This window comes from Halopseudomonas sp. MFKK-1, assembly GCF_027474385.1.
GTDB classification, from domain to species: domain Bacteria; phylum Pseudomonadota; class Gammaproteobacteria; order Pseudomonadales; family Pseudomonadaceae; genus Halopseudomonas; species Halopseudomonas aestusnigri.
Genome location: NZ_CP114836.1, coordinates 1,123,952 through 1,139,977, shown reverse-complemented (window position 1 = coordinate 1,139,977; position 16,026 = coordinate 1,123,952). Strand labels below are relative to the sequence as shown.

Sequence of the window (16,026 nt, the reverse complement as noted above, 5' to 3'; positions counted from 1 at the left end):
GCCTCAGAAGAAAGTCAGGCCGACCTGGAACAGACGCTCCACATCGCGGATATATTTCTTGTCGATCACGAACAGGATGACATGGTCATCGGATTCGATCACGGTCGAGTCGTGGGCAATCAGCACCTCGTCGTCGCGGACGATGGCGCCGATAGTGGTACCCGGCGGCAGATCAATCTGACCGATCGACTTGCCGACCACCTTGGAAGAGCGTGCGTCGCCGTGGGCAACTGCCTCGATGGCTTCTGCCGCGCCGCGGCGCAGCGAGTAGACGTTGACGATGTCACCCCGGCGCACGTGGGTCAGCAGGGTGCCGATGGTTGCCTGCGAGGGTGAGATGGCAATATCGATCTCGCCGCCCTGCACCAGGTCGACGTAGGCCGGGTTGTTGATCAGCGTCATCACCTTGCGCGCGCCGAGGCGCTTGGCCAGCATCGACGACATGATGTTGGCTTCGTCGTCGTTGGTAATGGCGCAGAAGATGTCGACGTCTTCGATATTCTCTTCGATCAGCAGCTCGCGGTCCGACGCGCTGCCGTGCAGTACCACGGTACGGTCCAGGGTCTGCGACAAATAGTCTGCTCGGGTCTTGCTGGCTTCGATGATCTTTACTTGATAGCGGCTCTCGATGGCTTCGGCCAGCCGCTCGCCGATATTGCCGCCACCGGCAATGACCACGCGCTTGTGGGTCTTCTCGACCCGTCGCAGCTCGCTCATCACCGCCCGGATATCGCGGGTGGCAGCGATAAAGAACACCTCGTCGTCAGCCTCGATGATGGTATCGCCCTTGGGAATGATCGGGCGGTCCTTGCGGAAAATCGCCGCTACCCGAGTGTCGACACCGGGCATGTGCTGGCGCAGAAAGCGCAGTTCCTGGCCGACCAGCGGGCCGCCGTAGTAGGCGCGCACGGCGACCAGCTGGGCCTTGCCCTCGGCAAAATCGAGCACCTGCAGCGCACCGGGGTTCTCGATCAGCCGTTTGACGTAATTGGTAACTACCTGCTCCGGGCTGATCAATACGTCGATCGGCACCGCCTCGTTATGGAACAGACCGCCGCGTGTCAGGTAGGCGGATTCCCGTACGCGGGCGATCTTGGTCGGCGTCCGGAACAGGGTGTAGGCCACCTGGCAGGCGATCATGTTGGTCTCGTCACTGCTGGTAACCGCAATCAGCATGTCGGCATCATCGGCGCCGGCCTGACGCAGCACGGTCGGGAAGGAGCCCTTGCCCTGCACCGTGCGGATATCCAGCCGGTCACCCAGCTCGCGCAGGCGCGCGGTGTCGGTGTCGATCACGGTGATGTCGTTGGCTTCACTGGCCAGCTGCGCTGCCAGGCTGCCGCCGACCTGACCGGCACCGAGAATGATGATCTTCATGCCGCAGACTCCCTGTTCTTCTGTTGCGGGCTGGCGCTGAGTTTGATCAGGCGGGCCAGATAAAATCCGTCGTGGCCATCGGCCTGCGGCAGCAGCTGGCGGCCGCAGGGCTGGGCAACCCCGTAGTCACCGCCGATATCCAGCAGCCGTGCCCCGGGCTCGCGGGCGAGGAAGGCCTCGATCACGCGGGTATTCTCGTCCGGCAGTACCGAGCAGGTGGCATAGACCAGAATGCCGCCCACCTCCAGCGTAGGCCAGAGCGCGTCCAGCAGCTCGCCCTGCAGCGCAGCCAGCGGGGCAATATCGGCCGAGGTGCGGGTCAGCTTGATATCCGGGTGGCGCCGGATCACCCCGGTGGCCGAACACGGGGCATCCAGCAGGATACGCTGGAAGGGCGTGCTATCCCACCACTGATCGACAGCGCGGCCGTCGGCGGCGATCAGTGTGGCGTTCAGGCGCAAGCGGTCGAGGTTCTCCTCTACCCGCTTCAATCGCGCCGGCTCCAGATCAAGCGCGACTACTTCGCTCAGATCCGCCTGTTGTTCGAGAATCTGGCAGGTCTTGCCGCCAGGGGCGCAGCAGGCATCCAGCACCCGCAACCCCGGCTTGAGGTCCAGCAGTGGCGCGGCCAGCTGGGCGGCTTCGTCCTGCACGCTGACCAGCCCGTCGGCAAAGCCCGGCAGCAGGTTGACGTCGCAGGGCGTTGCGAGCTGAATGCCGACGGCGCTGAACGGGCAGGCGCTGGCGTCAATACCGGCGTCCGCCAATTGCTGCAGATAGGCGTCGCGGCTCAGGCGGCGTTGATTGACCCGCAGGGTCATCGGCGGATGCAGGTTGTTGGCGCTGGTGATGGCATCGAGCTGATCCGGCCAGGCGCGTTGCAGGCGCTTGTACAGCCAGCCGGGATGGGCACAACGCTGGGAGGGTGACGTGTCGACCGCAGCCAGCAGCGCCTCGCCCTCTCGCTGAACCCGGCGCAGCACCGCGTTGAGCAGGCCCTTGGCCCAGGGCTTGTCGAGGCTGACCGCCGCGTTGACGGTTTCGGCGATGGCCGCATGGGCCGGAATGCGCAGATACAGCAGTTGATACAGGCCAACCAGAAGCAGCGCGTGCAGGTCCTGATCCGTCGGCTTCATCGGCTTGTTCAGCAGTTCGCGGGCCAGCCCTTCCAGGCGGTTGTACCAGCGCGCCGTGCCGAAGGCCAGCTCCTGCACCAGACCCTGATCGCGCGGCGCGACGGCCTTGAGTTGCGCCGGCAGACTGCCGCCGAGCGAAGCCTTGCCGGCCAGCACGGCGGCCAGGGCGCGGGCGGCTGCCGCGCGGGCATTCACTGACCGTTACCCAGCACAAGCCCGGGCGCAAACTGATCGCGACGGGCGTTATACAGATCGGCAAAGGCCAGCGGCTTGCCGCCGGGCAGCTGCAGCCGGGTCAGGCGCAGCGCGCCCTCGCCGCAGGCTACCAGCAGCCCTCGCTTCTCGCAGGCCAGCACCTGACCGGGCGTGCCCTGCCCGTCCGCCAGCTCGGCGGCCCAGACCTTGAGCGGCTTGCCGTCAAACTGGGCGTGGGCCAGCGGCCACGGATTGAAGGCGCGGATCAGGCAGTCCAGTTCGCTGGCCGGACGCTGCCAGTCAATCGCCGAGACCTGCTTGTTCAGCTTGTGGGCGTAGGTCGCCAGGGCGTCGTCCTGCACTTCGCCCTGCAGGGTTCCGGCAGCCAGACCTTCGATTGCCTGGATTACCGCCGGTGGGCCCAGTTCGGCCAGCCGGTCGTGCAAACTGCCGCCGGTGTCTTCGCTGCTGATCGGGGTGCTGACCTTCAGCAGCATCGGTCCGGTGTCCAGCCCGGCTTCCATCTGCATCACGGTCACGCCGGTTTCGCGGTCACCCGCTTCGATTGCGCGCTGAATCGGCGCCGCGCCGCGCCAGCGCGGCAGCAGCGAGGCATGGCTGTTGATGCAGCCCAGGCGGGGAATGTCGAGCACCGCCTGCGGCAGGATCAGACCGTAGGCCACCACCACCAGCAGATCGGGCCTGAGGTCGGCCAGCGCCTGCTGGTCTGCCGGGTCACGCAGCCGTTCAGGTTGCATTACCGGCAGGCCATGCTCGAGCGCGAGTGTCTTGACCGCACTCATCGCCAGTTTCTGGCCGCGGCCGGCGGGCCGGTCGGGCTGCGTGTAGACGGCCACGATATTCAGCCCGGCATCAATCAGCGCCTGCAGATGGGCGGCGGCAAAGTCCGGTGTTCCGGCAAAAACGATACGTAGGTCGGTCGGCTTCATGGGAGTCCGTAAAGAAAAGGCTTGCCGAAGCAAGCCTTGTTATTCCGCTGGCAAATCAGGCCTGAGCCTGGCTGCGATGGATTTTCTCCAGTTTCTTGCGAATGCGGTCACGCTTGAGGTTGGACAGGTAATCCACAAACAGCTTACCGTTCAGGTGGTCGCACTCGTGCTGGATACAGACGGCAAGCAGACCCTCATAGACCTCGTCGAACGGGTTGCCGTCACGATCAAGTGCCCTGACCCTGACCCGCTCCGGGCGTTCTACGTTCTCGTAGAATCCTGGCACCGACAGACAGCCTTCCTGCATTTGCTCGAGGTCGTCGGTCAGTGGCTCCAGCTCGGGATTGATGAATACGCGTGGCTCGGACCTGTCCTCGGACAGATCAATGACGACGACCCGCTCGTGTACATTGACCTGCGTTGCGGCAAGGCCGATACCGGGCGCGTCGTACATGGTCTCGAACATATCGTCGACGAGCTGCTGGATTCTGGCGTCCACGGCGGTGACCGGCTTGGCTATGGTCCGTAGCCGCGGGTCGGGAAACTCCAGTATGTTGAGAATAGCCATAGGGGTTTGTACCGCTTTGTCTGGAACAAATCTAAATTGTGCTGCTAAGATTATGAGCAGCTTGGAAATAAAGCGGGTCTGGCGTGTGGGAGCACGATTCGACCTGGATGCTGGCCTCTATAATAAAGGGATTCGTGTCATGAGGAAAACACTACTCGGCCTCGTGTTGCTCGCGGCGAGCGTATGGGTGCAGGCGCAAGAGTCTGTTCTCAGGGAGGATCACCCGGACAGCTACACCGTGGTCAAGGGCGACACGCTATGGGATATCTCCGGGCGCTTTCTCAGCCTGCCCTGGAAATGGCCGGAAATCTGGCATGCCAACCCGCAGATTGCCAACCCCCACCTGATCTATCCGGGCGATATCATTTCGCTGGTGTACATTGATGGCCAGCCGCGGCTGATGCTCAACCGTGGTAACGGCGGCACCATCAAGCTGTCGCCGCAGGCGCGGGTCAAACCGATCGCCGAGGCGATCCCGTCCATCCCGCTGGATGCCATCAACGCGTTCCTGCGTGCAGGCCGGGTAGTCGAAGATGAAGCCACCATCGAGATGGCGCCCTACATCATCGGCGGTGAGGCGGAAAGCGTGGTGCTGGGTGCGGGCAGCAAGGTTTACGCCCGTGGCGACTTTTCCGACAATGTGCCGGCTTACGAGATCTATCGCCGTGGCAAGACTTACGTCAATCCCGAAACCGGCGAACTGCTGGGCATTCACCTGCAGGAAATCGGCAACGGTAATGTAGCGGCAGTCGAAGACGATATCGCGACCGTCAACGTGACCCGCAGCCGTCAGGAAGTGCTGGTCAATGACCGTCTGCTGGAGTCCGAAGAGCGCGCGGTTGCGTCGACCTTCTTCCCCAGCGAGCCGAGTCAGGAAATCAACGGCCTGATCATGGACGTGCCCAACGGCGTGACCCAGATCGGTCAGTATGACGTGGTGCTGCTCGACAAGGGCGAGCGCGACGGTCTGGAGGTTGGCAACGTGCTGGCCATCTACAAGCGCGGCGAGATCGTTCGTGACCGCGTGCGCAACGAGCGAGTGCAATTGCCCGCCGAGCGTGCCGGCCTGCTGATGGTGTTCCGCGTGTACAACAAGATGAGCTACGGCATCGTGTTGCAGGCCAGCCGTCAGATGGCGATTCTCGACGAGATTCGTAACCCCTGACGGGGAATGCACTGCCAAGGCCGCCTTCGGGCGGCCTTGTTGTTTCAACTGTTGGCCCTTTCTGATCAAGGATGATCCATGCTTACCGACCTGTCCGCCGAGCGGCAGGCCTGGTTGGAGCTGATGCTGCTCGACGGTGTTGGCCCCCGCTTTTTCCAGCGCTTGCGCTCGCATGCCGTCTCCCCGTCCGATTTCATGGCCGCCGATCTGTGCGCATTGGCCGATCTTGGTGTCCCACCGGCTGTGCTGACCAGCCTGCGACGCTGGCGCGTGGGTGATCCTGTGCTGCGCGAGCGGCTCGCCCTGGCGCTTGACTGGCAGCAGCAGGATGGCTGCCATCTGCTGTTTCTGGATGATGCGGACTACCCGCCGCTGCTGGCGTCGATCAGCGACCCGCCGCCGCTGCTGTTTGTACGCGGCCGGATCGAGGTGCTGCATGACCCGCAGATTGCCATGGTCGGCACCCGCCATCCGAGCCCGCTGGGTGCGGAAACCGCCCGGCAGTTTGCCCGCGAGTTTTGCCGCGCCGGGCTGACGGTCACCAGCGGCATGGCACTGGGTGTGGATGGCGCCTGCCATCAGGGCGTACTGGATGCCGGCGGTCAGACGGTTGCGGTCTGGGGTACGGGTCTTGAGCGGTGCTATCCGCGCCGGCACCGCAAGTTGGCCGAGGCGATTGTCGACGCCGGCGGGGCGCTGGTCTCCGAGCTGTGGCCTGACAGCGAGCCGCATCCGGCCCAGTTTCCACGGCGTAATCGCATCATCAGCGGTTTGAGTCTGGGTACGCTGGTGGTCGAGGCCAGCCTCAACAGCGGCTCATTGATCACCGCGCGCATGGCACTGGAGCAGAACCGCGAAGTATTTGCCATGCCCGGCTCGATTCACAATGTGCAGGCGCGTGGTTGCCACCGCTTGCTGCGTGAAGGGGCCTGCCTGGTTGAGCAGGTTCAGGATGTGCTGGATGCCCTGAAAATACCGCTTGCCACAGCGCTTGAGGCGGCTGAAAAGCCGGTTACAGACGCGCCCGACTCACCGCTATGGCGCTGGCTGGGGTTTGATCCGGTTAGCCCCGACTGGCTGGCCCAGCACTCCGGGCTGGGTATGTCCGAGGTGCTGCAGCAACTGCTGGAGCTGGAACTGGCAGGGCAGGTGCTGGTGGCCGCCGGTGGCTATTGTCGCCGCCAGCCTTGAGTGCCGGGCCGGGCTCGGCTACTGTCGCAGCAATCAACCGAGGTGGAGTTCACATGCTGGCAAACTGGCGCATTACCCGTCTGAATCGCTTGCTGCAGGCCGGCGGCGTGATCGCCTATCCGACCGAGGGCGTCTGGGGGCTGGGCTGCAACCCCTGGAACGGCGCGGCGGTGGAGCGGCTGCTCAACCTCAAGCAACGTCCTGTGCACAAGGGCCTGATTCTGATTGCTGGTGAAATTGAGCAGTTCGACTTCCTGCTCTGGGATTTGCCGGACGGCCAGTTGGCCAAGCTGCGGCTGTCCTGGCCGGGGCCGAACACCTGGCTGGTGCCGCATCAGGGCCGTCTGCCCGCATGGATCACCGGTGCCCACGATACCGTCGCCCTGCGGGTAACCACGCACCCCATCGTGCGCCAGCTGTGCGCTGTCGCCGGGCCGCTGGTGTCGACCTCGGCCAATCCGGCTGGCCGCCCTTCGGCGCGTTCGCGGTTGCGGGTTGAGCAGTATTTTCACGGCGAACTGGACGCCATTGCCCCCGGTGCGTTGGGTGGCGCGCGTAATCCCAGTATCATTCGCGATCTGCAAACCGACCAAGTCATACGCGGCGCCTGAGCCGCCCGGAGAGATTCCACGTGAAACAGGACCAACCCAGCGCCGCCGATGTTGCCGCGGTAAAAGCCTATCTGATGGATCTGCAGGACCGTATCTGCACCGCCCTGGCGGCGGCAGACGGACGCGAGCAGTTCATTGAGGACGCCTGGGAGCGGCCCGGTGGCGGCGGTGGCCGCTCGCGGATCATTACCGACGGCGCGCTGCTGGAAAAGGGCGGTGTCGGCTTCTCTCACGTCTTTGGTGACGGCATGCCGCCCTCGGCTACCGCGCACCGCCCCGAGCTGGCGGGTCGTCACTTCCAGGCCATGGGCGTGTCGCTGGTAATGCACCCGGAAAACCCCTTCGTGCCGACCTCGCACGCCAACGTGCGGTTCTTTATCGCCGAGAAAGACGGCGCCGATCCGGTCTGGTGGTTTGGTGGCGGCTTCGATCTGACGCCCTACTACGCCAACGAAGAAGACTGCGTGCATTGGCACCGGGTTGCCCGTGACGCCTGCGCACCCTTCGGTGACGACGTCTATCCGCGCTACAAAAAATGGTGCGATGAATACTTCTACCTCAAGCACCGAGGCGAGGCCCGCGGTATCGGCGGCCTGTTCTTCGATGACCTGAACGAATGGGGCTTCGAGCGCAGTTTTGCCTTCCTGCGCGCCATTGGCGACGCCTACCTTGAGGCCTATCTGCCGATTCTCGAGCGCCGTCGCAACAGTGCCTGGACGCCCGAACAAAAGCAGTTCCAGGAATTCCGCCGTGGCCGCTACGTCGAGTTCAACCTGGTCTACGACCGCGGCACCCTGTTCGGCCTGCAGACCGGCGGGCGCACCGAGTCGATTCTGATGTCGCTGCCACCGACCGTGCGCTGGGGCTACAACTGGCAGCCCGAGCCGGGCAGCCCGGAAGCCGAGCTGACCGAGCGCTACCTCTCCCCGCGTGACTGGCTGGCAGGAGACGCCTGATGGACCGTTACGCCGTTGTCGGCAACCCGATCGAGCACAGCAAGTCGCCGCTGATCCATGCCATGTTCGCCGAGCAGACCGGTCAGCAGCTGGAGTACGGCAAGCTGCTAGCGCCGCTCGACAACTTCATCGGCAGCGTGCGCGACTTTCTGCGCGAAGGCCGAGGTGTCAATGTCACCGTACCGTTCAAGGAGCAAGCCTGGGCGCTGGTGGATGAACACACCCCGGCGGCCGAGCGCGCCGGCGCGGTCAACACCATCATGCGCCGTGAAGATGGCAGCCTGCTCGGTGACAACACCGACGGTAAGGGCCTAGTGCGCGACATCGAGGTCAACGCCGGGCTGTCGCTGAAAGGTTTGAGTGTGCTGCTGGTCGGTGCCGGCGGTGCCGCTCGCGGGGTAATTCAGCCGCTGCTGGCGGCAGGTCCGCAGCATCTGTGCGTGATCAACCGCACGGTCAGCAAGGCGGAAGAGCTGGCGGCGCTGTTTGTCGATCAGGGGCCGATTGCCGCTGCCGGCCTGCAATGGCTGGTCGAGCCGGTAGACCTGATCATCAATGCGACGTCGGCGAGTCTGGCCGGTGAACTGCCGCCTATTCCCGACAGCCTGATCAAGCCCGGCCACACCTGGTGCTATGACATGATGTACGGCGCCGAAGAGACCCCGTTCAACCGCTGGGCCCGAGAGCGCGGCGCGGCGCGCTGCATCGATGGCCTCGGCATGCTGGTGGAGCAGGCCGCCGAGGCCTTTGCCCTGTGGCGCGGCGTCCGTCCGGACACTGCGCCGGTGCTGGCCGCGTTACGTCAGGCCTGACGCGGCATTGCAGCGGCCAACTCGGCAGTCAGCCCGAGCGCCGCTGCCACGCCGCCCTGCTGCAGCGCCTCGATCAGCGCTGAACCCACCACCACCCCATCGGCGACCTGCGCCAGCGGCGCTGCCTGCTCGGCCCGGCGCACGCCAAAGCCAACGCAGATCGGCACACTGCTTTGCGCGCGAATGCCTTCCAATGCCTGCGCCACCGCGGTGTGATCCGCTGCGCCGACGCCGGTGACGCCGTTGTGCGAGACGTAGTAGAGAAAGCCGCTGGCGTGCTCCAGCACTCTGGGCAGGCGCTGGGCGTCAGTGGTTGGCGTTGCCAGACGAATCATCTGCAGACCGGCGTCGCGCGCTGTCGGGCCCAGTTCGTTGTCGTGCTCGGGCGGCAGGTCGACCACCAGCAGGGCGTCCACACCGGCCTCTGCGGCGTCACGAATAAAGTCCGCACCGCCGTAGCGATGGATCGGGTTGTAGTAACCCATCAGCACCAGCGGCGTGCTCTGGTTCTGTTCGCGGAAACGGCGCACCAGCTCCAGCGTGCGCTGCTGATTCTGCCCACCCTGCAGGGCGCGCAGGGCAGCGGCCTGAATGGTCGGGCCGTCGGCGGTCGGGTCGCTGAACGGCATGCCCAGTTCGATGATATCGGCGCCTGCGGCGGGCAGGCCCTGCAGCAGTTCCAGACTGGTATCGAAGTCCGGATCACCGGCGCAGATGTAGGTCACCAATGCGGCGCGGTTGTCACGGGCGCAGTCGGCAAAGCGAACGTCTAAGCGGCTCATTTTCCTTCCTCCATCAGACCCAGAATGGTTGGCATGTCCTTGTCGCCACGGCCGGACAGGCAGACCACCATCAGGTGATCCTTTGGCAGCGTCGGCGCGCGGCGCGCCACCTCGGCCAGCGCGTGCGAGGTTTCCAGCGCCGGGATAATGCCTTCGGTGCGGCAGCAGTTGTGGAAGGCGTCCAGCGCCTGCTGATCGGTTACCGCGACGTATTCGATGCGGCCCTGCTCGTGCAACCAGGCGTGTTCGGGGCCAATGCCGGGGTAGTCCAGACCGGCGGAGATCGAGTGGGCGTCGGCGATCTGACCGTCACCGTCTTGCAGCAGGTAGGTGCGGTTGCCGTGCAGCACGCCGGGCGTGCCGCCCTTCAGGCTGGCGGCGTGCTTGCCGGTGTCGATCCCGTGACCGGCCGCTTCCACGCCGACCATCTGCACCTCGGGGTAATCGAGGAACGGGTGGAACAGGCCCATGGCGTTGGAGCCACCGCCGATACAGGCGACCAGGCTGTCGGGCAGACGGCCTTCGCGTTCCAGCATCTGCTGGTGCGCCTCGCGGCCGATGATCGCCTGAAAGTCACGCACCAGCGTCGGGTAGGGGTGCGGGCCGGCTACGGTGCCGATCATGTAGAAGGTGTTGTCGACGTTGGTTACCCAGTCGCGCAGCGCCTCGTTCATGGCGTCTTTCAGGGTGCCGGTGCCGGAGGTGACAGGCACGATCTCTGCGCCCAGCAGGCGCATACGAGCGACGTTGTCGCGCTGACGGTGAATGTCGGTCGCGCCCATGTAGACCACGCATTGCAGGCCGAAGCGCGCGCAGACGGTAGCGGTGGCCACGCCGTGCATGCCGGCACCGGTCTCGGCGATGATCCGCTGCTTGCCCATGCGGCGGGCCAGCAGGGCCTGGCCGATGCAGTTGTTGATCTTGTGCGCGCCGGTGTGATTCAGCTCCTCGCGCTTGAAGAAGATCTTCGCGCCGCCGTATTGCTCGGTCAGCCGCTCGGCAAAATACAGCGGGCTGGGGCGGCCGATGAACTCGGCGTTGAAGCGGTCCAGCTCGGCAATAAAGGCGGGCTCGGCGCGGGCTTCGTTGTAGGCCTGCTCCAGTTGCAGCACCAGCGGCATCAGCGACTCGGCCACAAAGCGGCCGCCAAACTGGCCGAACTGACCGAGCGCGTCGGCTTCACGGCGATAATTATGATTGGGCATGGATAGAACCTCCTGAGCGATGGACGCAGATTAGGGCAAGCGCAGGCGGGAAAAAATCGATAAGATGGCCGCAACCTGTGAGAAAAAGTGACAAGTCCCATGGCCAGAGATCTTCCCTCGCTAAACGCTCTGCGCGCCTTCGAAGCCGCTGCCCGACTGGAAAGCGTGAGTCAGGCGGCAGGCGAACTGCACGTCACCCACGGCGCCGTCAGCCGGCAGATTCGTCAGCTTGAAGACGAGCTCGGCATCGCGCTGTTCAGCAAGGCCGGGCGCGGCATCAGCCTGACGCCGGCCGGTCGCCAGCTGCGCGATGCCTGCCGCGATGCCTTCGACGGGCTGCGTGAGGCGTGCATGGCGCTGCGTCAGGACCAGCAACAGGCGCCCTTCCTGCTGGCCTGTCCGGGCAGCCTGCTGGCGCGCTGGTTTATCCCGCGACTGGACCGCCTGAACGCCGAGCTGCCCGACCTGAACCTGCACCTGTCCGCCTCCGAGGGTGAACTCGACCCGCGCCGCCCCGGCGTCAGCGCCACCCTGCTCTACGCTGAGCCGCCGTGGCCGGCCGACATGCGGGTGTATCCGCTGCGCCAGGAACGCATCGGCCCGGTGCTCAGCCCGCGTTACGCTGACGCGGCTCGGCTGCTCGATCAACCGGCCGAGGTATTGCTCGGTGAAGCCCTGCTGCACACCCGTTCGCGCCCTGGTGCCTGGCGTGACTGGGCCGAGCGGCAGGGGCTGGACGCGGCGCAATTGCGCACCGGTCAGGGCTTTGAGCACCTGTATTACCTGCTGGAAGCGGCGCTGTCTGGTCTGGGCGTGGCAATCGCGCCGCAGCTGCTGGTTGCAGACGATATCGCCGCTGGCCGCCTGCTGGCGCCCTGGGGCTTTGTCGAAACCCGCCACCAGCTCGGCCTCTGGGTACCGGAGCGCCAGCCGCAGGGCCCGGCGCAGCAACTGGCCGACTGGCTCGGCAACGCCCTGCAGCAGGCCGACGCATGAAGCACCTCGCGACCCTTGGTCTTGGCGCCTGCCTGCTCTGGCTCTCTGGCTGCAGCTCGGTCGGCTATCTGTATCAGAGCTGGCAGGGACAGCGCGCGTTGATGGCCCGCGCCGAACCCATCGAGCAGGTGATTGCCGACCCGCAGACCGATCCGCAGCTGGCCGAACGCTTGCGCACCGCCAGCCAGATTCGCCAGTACGCGGTAGCGGCGCTGGCGCTGCCGGATAACACCACCTACACCCGCTACGCCGCGGTGCCCGGAGCCTATCCGTTGTGGAATCTGTTTGTCACCGACGAGCTGTCATTGGCGGCGGTGCTGCACTGCTATCCGTTCTTCGGCTGCATCGCCTACAAGGGTTACTTCGACCAGGCCCGCGCCGAGCAGGCCGCCGCTGACTGGCGTGCGCGCGGCAAGGATGTCTACGTCGCCGGCATCCCCGCCTACTCCACCCTTGGTTGGTACGACGACCCGCTGTTCAGCTCCATGCTGCACTGGAGCAACGACTACCTGGCCGAGATGCTGTTTCACGAACTGGCGCATCAGCGGTTTTATGTGAAGGACGACACCGCCTTCAACGAGTCCTACGCCAGCTTCGTCGGCCAGCAGGGCCTGCGCGATTGGCTCAGGGCGCAGGGGCGAGCCGCGCACGACTCGACGGGCCGCAAACGCGAGCGGGCGTTTATCCAGCTGGTGCTGGCCGCGCGCAGCGAGCTGGAAGCCCTGTATCAGAGTACCCAGCCCGACGCCGCCAAGCGCAGCGGCAAGGCCGCGATTCTTGCTCAGCTGCGCAGCGATTACGCCAGCCTGCGCGACAGCGAATGGGGCGGCGACAATCGCTTTGATCACTGGTTTGCCGCAGACTTGAACAACGCTCGGCTGCTACCCTTTGGACTCTACGATCAATGGGTGCCCGCCTTTGCCGCGCTCTATGCGCAGAGCAGCGGTTGGGCCGACTTTCACCAGCGGGTCGAACAGCTTGGCAGGCTCGATCCGCAAGCGCGCCTTGCCGCGCTGCGGGGTCTTTGCCCGCAGTGCGACGCCGCAGTACAGGAGCCGTAACCATGAAAGCAGTGGGATATTTCACCGCCGGTCCGCTGGACCGCACCGATGCCCTGATCGACCTCGACGTCCCCATGCCCACCCCCGGCCCGCAGGACCTGCTGGTCAAGGTCGCCGCTATTTCGGTTAACCCGGTCGACACCAAGATTCGTTCGCGCCGCTCGGCTACAGGCGACACCCCTGAAGTGCTCGGCTGGGATGCGGTGGGTGAGGTGGTCAGCTGTGGGGCGTCCGTATCCGGCTTCACCGCTGGCGACCGGGTCTATTACGCCGGTGCGCTGGAGCGGCCCGGCAGCAACGCCGAATACCAACTGGTCGACGCCCGCATCGCCGCCCACGCGCCGCTGTCGTTGTCTGCCGCCGAAGCTGCGGCCCTGCCGCTGACTGCAATCACCGCCTGGGAGCTGCTGTTCGACCGGCTCGGTGTCAGCGAAGGCGGCGGAGAAGGTCAGACCCTGCTGGTGGTCGGCGCTGCCGGTGGCGTCGGCTCGATTTTGGTTCAGCTAGCGCGTCAGTTGACCAAACTCACCGTGGTCGCCACCGCCGCCCGCGCCGAGAGCGTGAAATGGGTCAAGGGCCTGGGCGCGCACGACGTCATCGACCACAGCCAGCCGCTGCTGCCGCAACTGCAGGCGCTGGGTATCAAGGCCGTCGAACTGATCGCCTCGTTGACCCACACCGATCAGCACTACCCGCAATACGGCAACTGCATCGCCCCGCAAGGCCGCCTCGGCGTGATCGACGACTTCGGCCCGCTCGACATGAGCGTGCTCAAGCGCAAGTGCGCGTCCTTCCATTGGGAGTTCATGTTCACCCGCAGCATGTTCGAAACCGCCGATATGGCCGAGCAGGGCAAGTTGCTGCAGCGGGTCGCCGAACTGGTTGATGCAGGCACCCTGCGCAGCACCCTGGGTGAGCACTACGGCGCGATCAACGCGGCCAATCTCAAACGCGCGCATGCGTTGCTGGAGAGTGGCAAGGCGCGGGGGAAATTGGTGCTGGAGGGGTTCTGAGCGCCTGTGCGCCTGCTATCCAGACTGGCGCTATGCACTGGGCATCACTCCCCACACGTCATCCTCGCGTAGGCGAGGATCCATGGGGGTTGGCGGTCATGCCGGTCACTTCGGCGCTGTCTGATCATCCGCTTTTCGCCTTCACGGCGAGCCAAAGGGGGCCGCTTGCCCGGCCCCCCTTGGCGATCCCCCCGGGCACCCGACTACGCGGCCCTTCGGGTTCGCTGCGTTGCTCGGGTTGGCAGGGGCCGGCAGAACTCGGCTCTGCGAGCCTCAAACAGGCTGCCGTCCTATTTCCTGCCAACCCTGCGCTACTCGCCCGCGTAAACGGGGATTGGGTCCGTGCATGCTTCACGTCGGACTGACTCGCCTCTCCACGGCATGCCGTGGCCGTGGGGCCTGTGACGTTCTGCGCAGACCATCCCTCCCAGGTTGCCCGTGCACCATCACGGTGCTAGTCTCACCAAACCGTCAAACGGCAACCTTTCGTTTTTACCTGTCCAGAGTGACCGCATGTCCACTGCCCAGACCACCGCTGTTGTAAACCGCCCCGCGCTTGCCGGTGTGGTTGCGCGTGTGCAGGCTGCCGTGGCCTGCCTGCCGGTCACCCCTCCCGGCGTAGCCATCGTGGCTGCCGTGGCTTCACCGCCACCGGCGCACTGATCCCGTTACCCCTTTTTTGATTTCTGTTCTCCCTGATTGGCGTTTTGCTGCGGGGCGAACCTGTGTCCTGACAGGTGACATATGGTTATTCAACGTTTGAACTGGGCCGCCATTGGCCCGACTGCGCTGTTCGTGCTGCTCTGGAGCGCGGGCGCGATCTTTTCCAAATGGGGGCTGGAACACGCCTCTGCCTTTGCCTTTCTGCTGCTGCGCTTTGTACTGGCCTGCGCCGCCCTCGGGTTGCTGGCGCTCACCCGGCGGCGCTGGTTGCCGGCGCGCGGTACCCGCAAGCAAGTAGCGCTGGTCGGGGTACTGCTGACTGGCGGCTACACCATCTTTTACCTGCTCTCACTGGATGCCGGGCTTACGCCAGGGGTGCTGGCAACCGTGCTCGGCGTGCAGCCGATCCTTACCCTGATGCTGGTTGAACGCCGCGCCAACCTGCTGCGGCTCTTGGGTTTGCTGCTGGCGCTTGGAGGCCTGACGCTGGTGGTGCTCGACAGCCTGCTGGCGGCGCGCTTCTCGATGATGGGCATCGGGCTGTCGCTGGCAGCGCTGCTGTGCATCACCCTGGGTTCGATCTTTCAGAAGGGCATTCAGCAATCACCCATGGACGTACTGCCTTTGCAATACGCCATCGGCTTGCTGATGTGCGCGGTGGTCGTACCCTTTCAGCCGTTTGAAGTGGAGTGGAGCGTCGGCTTTGTCGTGCCGCTGTTGTACATGGGCGTGCTGATCTCGGTCGGCGCAACCCTGTTGCTGTACCGGCTGATCCGCATGGGCAACCTGGTCAACGTCACCAGCCTTTTCTACCTCATGCCCGGTTGCACTGCGCTGCTGGATTTCCTGTTTTTGGGGAATCGCATGGCGGCGTTGAGTCTGCTGGGAATGGGGGCGATTGTGCTGGGGTTGGTGTTGGTGTTTCGGCAGCGAGGCTAACCCGGCGGCCGCGCTCGGATAGCCACGGTTCGCGGCCCCTCTCACCACGTCATCCTCGCGTAGGCGAGGATCCATGGGGTTTGGCGGTCCCGCCACTTCGGCGCTGTCTTATAACCCGCCTTTCGCCCTCCCGGCGAGCCAAAGGGGGCCGCTTGCCCGGGCCCCCTTGGCGATCCCCCCGGGCACCCGACTACGCGGCCCTTCGGGTTCGCTGCGTTGCTCGATTTATCGGGGAAGCGTAAAACTCGTCGCTTCGCTCCTCAGACACCCTACGCTTCTTTTTCCCGATAAATCTGCGCTACTCGCCCGCGTAAACGGGACTTGGGTCCGTGCATTCGCCACGTCCGTACTTGCGCGCCAAGGCCGCGCTACTTCACCTAATCTTTAGCCTAATTCAGGGTTGGCA

At 64.9% G+C, this 16,026-nt stretch carries 16 protein-coding genes; 10 read left to right on the top strand and 6 right to left on the bottom strand.

Annotation, left to right across the window (positions count from 1 at the left end; all coding sequences use genetic code 11):
- Positions 1 to 3: 3 nt before the first annotated feature.
- From trkA to def, 4 genes are read right to left on the bottom strand one after another with little or no spacing between them, the layout of a single operon-like run.
- Positions 4 to 1,377 carry a Trk system potassium transporter TrkA gene (gene trkA, locus O5O48_RS05165; protein ID WP_228246033.1) on the bottom strand — a complete coding sequence of 458 codons (1,374 nt, stop codon included), beginning with the start codon at positions 1,375 to 1,377 and terminating at the stop codon, positions 4 to 6.
- On the bottom strand, positions 1,374 to 2,708 hold the full coding sequence (gene rsmB / locus O5O48_RS05160) for a 16S rRNA (cytosine(967)-C(5))-methyltransferase RsmB (RefSeq protein ID WP_269688370.1): 1,335 nt from the start codon (positions 2,706 to 2,708) through the stop codon (positions 1,374 to 1,376). The genes trkA and rsmB overlap by 4 nt, the downstream gene beginning before the upstream one ends.
- Positions 2,705 to 3,658, bottom strand: a complete 954-nt coding sequence (gene fmt, locus O5O48_RS05155) for a methionyl-tRNA formyltransferase (protein WP_269688369.1) — start codon at positions 3,656 to 3,658, stop codon at positions 2,705 to 2,707. Before fmt ends, rsmB begins: the two co-directional genes overlap by 4 nt.
- A 55-nt stretch (positions 3,659 to 3,713) precedes the next feature.
- Complete coding sequence (gene def / locus O5O48_RS05150) at positions 3,714 to 4,226, bottom strand: peptide deformylase (RefSeq protein ID WP_269688368.1); 513 nt, start codon at positions 4,224 to 4,226, stop codon at positions 3,714 to 3,716.
- A gap of 139 nt (positions 4,227 to 4,365) precedes the next feature.
- Here def and O5O48_RS05145 point away from each other — a divergent pair, with 139 nt between their 5' ends.
- The 5 genes from O5O48_RS05145 (at position 4,366) to aroE (ending at position 8,961) form a co-directional block, all read left to right on the top strand.
- On the top strand, positions 4,366 to 5,391 hold the full coding sequence (locus O5O48_RS05145) for a LysM peptidoglycan-binding domain-containing protein (RefSeq protein ID WP_269688367.1): 1,026 nt from the start codon (positions 4,366 to 4,368) through the stop codon (positions 5,389 to 5,391).
- Positions 5,392 to 5,469: 78 nt separating this feature from the next.
- Complete coding sequence (gene dprA, locus O5O48_RS05140) at positions 5,470 to 6,582, top strand: DNA-processing protein DprA (RefSeq protein ID WP_269688366.1); 1,113 nt, start codon at positions 5,470 to 5,472, stop codon at positions 6,580 to 6,582.
- 53 nt (positions 6,583 to 6,635) lie between these two features.
- Positions 6,636 to 7,193, top strand: coding sequence for an L-threonylcarbamoyladenylate synthase (locus tag O5O48_RS05135; protein ID WP_269688365.1), 558 nt, complete (start codon positions 6,636 to 6,638; stop codon positions 7,191 to 7,193).
- Positions 7,194 to 7,267: 74 nt separating this feature from the next.
- The gene (gene hemF, locus O5O48_RS05130) at positions 7,268 to 8,149 is read left to right on the top strand and encodes an oxygen-dependent coproporphyrinogen oxidase (RefSeq protein ID WP_269688671.1); all 882 of its coding nucleotides are present in this window, start codon (positions 7,268 to 7,270) and stop codon (positions 8,147 to 8,149) included.
- A complete protein-coding gene (gene aroE, locus O5O48_RS05125; protein ID WP_096005000.1) occupies positions 8,149 to 8,961 on the top strand; it encodes a shikimate dehydrogenase in 813 nt (270 codons plus the stop codon). Before hemF ends, aroE begins: the two co-directional genes overlap by 1 nt.
- Here the strand turns inward: aroE and trpA are convergent.
- Positions 8,952 to 9,743 (bottom strand): tryptophan synthase subunit alpha, encoded by a 792-nt coding sequence (trpA, locus tag O5O48_RS05120; RefSeq protein ID WP_233048591.1) that lies wholly within the window; start codon positions 9,741 to 9,743, stop codon positions 8,952 to 8,954. The two genes, aroE and trpA, sit on opposite strands and share 10 nt — an antisense overlap.
- Entirely contained in the window at positions 9,740 to 10,948 is a 1,209-nt protein-coding gene (gene trpB / locus O5O48_RS05115) for a tryptophan synthase subunit beta (RefSeq protein WP_118131624.1), read from the bottom strand. The genes trpA and trpB overlap by 4 nt, the downstream gene beginning before the upstream one ends.
- Positions 10,949 to 11,047: 99 nt before the next feature.
- On the opposite strand from trpB, the gene O5O48_RS05110 reads away from it, so the two are divergent.
- The 5 genes from O5O48_RS05110 to O5O48_RS05090 all read left to right on the top strand — a co-directional run bounded on the left by O5O48_RS05110 (position 11,048) and on the right by O5O48_RS05090 (position 15,620).
- On the top strand, positions 11,048 to 11,944 hold the full coding sequence (locus O5O48_RS05110; protein WP_269688364.1) for a LysR family transcriptional regulator: 897 nt from the start codon (positions 11,048 to 11,050) through the stop codon (positions 11,942 to 11,944).
- On the top strand, positions 11,941 to 13,005 hold the full coding sequence (locus O5O48_RS05105) for an aminopeptidase (RefSeq protein ID WP_269688363.1): 1,065 nt from the start codon (positions 11,941 to 11,943) through the stop codon (positions 13,003 to 13,005). Before O5O48_RS05110 ends, O5O48_RS05105 begins: the two co-directional genes overlap by 4 nt.
- A 2-nt stretch (positions 13,006 to 13,007) precedes the next feature.
- On the top strand, positions 13,008 to 14,018 hold the full coding sequence (locus tag O5O48_RS05100) for a zinc-binding alcohol dehydrogenase family protein (protein WP_269688362.1): 1,011 nt from the start codon (positions 13,008 to 13,010) through the stop codon (positions 14,016 to 14,018).
- A 513-nt stretch (positions 14,019 to 14,531) separates the two neighbouring features.
- Positions 14,532 to 14,681: a hypothetical protein gene (locus tag O5O48_RS05095; protein WP_160003172.1), complete on the top strand. Its 150-nt coding sequence runs from the start codon at positions 14,532 to 14,534 to the stop codon at positions 14,679 to 14,681.
- Positions 14,682 to 14,762: 81 nt separating this feature from the next.
- Entirely contained in the window at positions 14,763 to 15,620 is an 858-nt protein-coding gene (locus tag O5O48_RS05090) for a DMT family transporter (RefSeq protein ID WP_269688361.1), read from the top strand.
- The last annotated feature ends 406 nt before the right edge of the window (positions 15,621 to 16,026 follow it).

Coding starts and splice junctions, on each gene's coding strand:
- aroE (WP_096005000.1), top strand. CDS start 8,149: ATGGACCGTTACGCCGTTGTCGGCAACCCGATCGAGCACAGCAAGTCG.
- O5O48_RS05105 (WP_269688363.1), top strand. CDS start 11,941: ATGAAGCACCTCGCGACCCTTGGTCTTGGCGCCTGCCTGCTCTGGCTC.
- O5O48_RS05145 (WP_269688367.1), top strand. CDS start 4,366: ATGAGGAAAACACTACTCGGCCTCGTGTTGCTCGCGGCGAGCGTATGG.
- def (WP_269688368.1), bottom strand. CDS start 4,226: ATGGCTATTCTCAACATACTGGAGTTTCCCGACCCGCGGCTACGGACC.
- dprA (WP_269688366.1), top strand. CDS start 5,470: ATGCTTACCGACCTGTCCGCCGAGCGGCAGGCCTGGTTGGAGCTGATG.
- fmt (WP_269688369.1), bottom strand. CDS start 3,658: ATGAAGCCGACCGACCTACGTATCGTTTTTGCCGGAACACCGGACTTT.
- trpB (WP_118131624.1), bottom strand. CDS start 10,948: ATGCCCAATCATAATTATCGCCGTGAAGCCGACGCGCTCGGTCAGTTC.
- O5O48_RS05135 (WP_269688365.1), top strand. CDS start 6,636: ATGCTGGCAAACTGGCGCATTACCCGTCTGAATCGCTTGCTGCAGGCC.
- trpA (WP_233048591.1), bottom strand. CDS start 9,743: ATGAGCCGCTTAGACGTTCGCTTTGCCGACTGCGCCCGTGACAACCGC.
- O5O48_RS05100 (WP_269688362.1), top strand. CDS start 13,008: ATGAAAGCAGTGGGATATTTCACCGCCGGTCCGCTGGACCGCACCGAT.
- O5O48_RS05095 (WP_160003172.1), top strand. CDS start 14,532: ATGTCCACTGCCCAGACCACCGCTGTTGTAAACCGCCCCGCGCTTGCC.
- trkA (WP_228246033.1), bottom strand. CDS start 1,377: ATGAAGATCATCATTCTCGGTGCCGGTCAGGTCGGCGGCAGCCTGGCA.
- O5O48_RS05110 (WP_269688364.1), top strand. CDS start 11,048: ATGGCCAGAGATCTTCCCTCGCTAAACGCTCTGCGCGCCTTCGAAGCC.
- O5O48_RS05090 (WP_269688361.1), top strand. CDS start 14,763: ATGGTTATTCAACGTTTGAACTGGGCCGCCATTGGCCCGACTGCGCTG.
- hemF (WP_269688671.1), top strand. CDS start 7,268: ATGGATCTGCAGGACCGTATCTGCACCGCCCTGGCGGCGGCAGACGGA.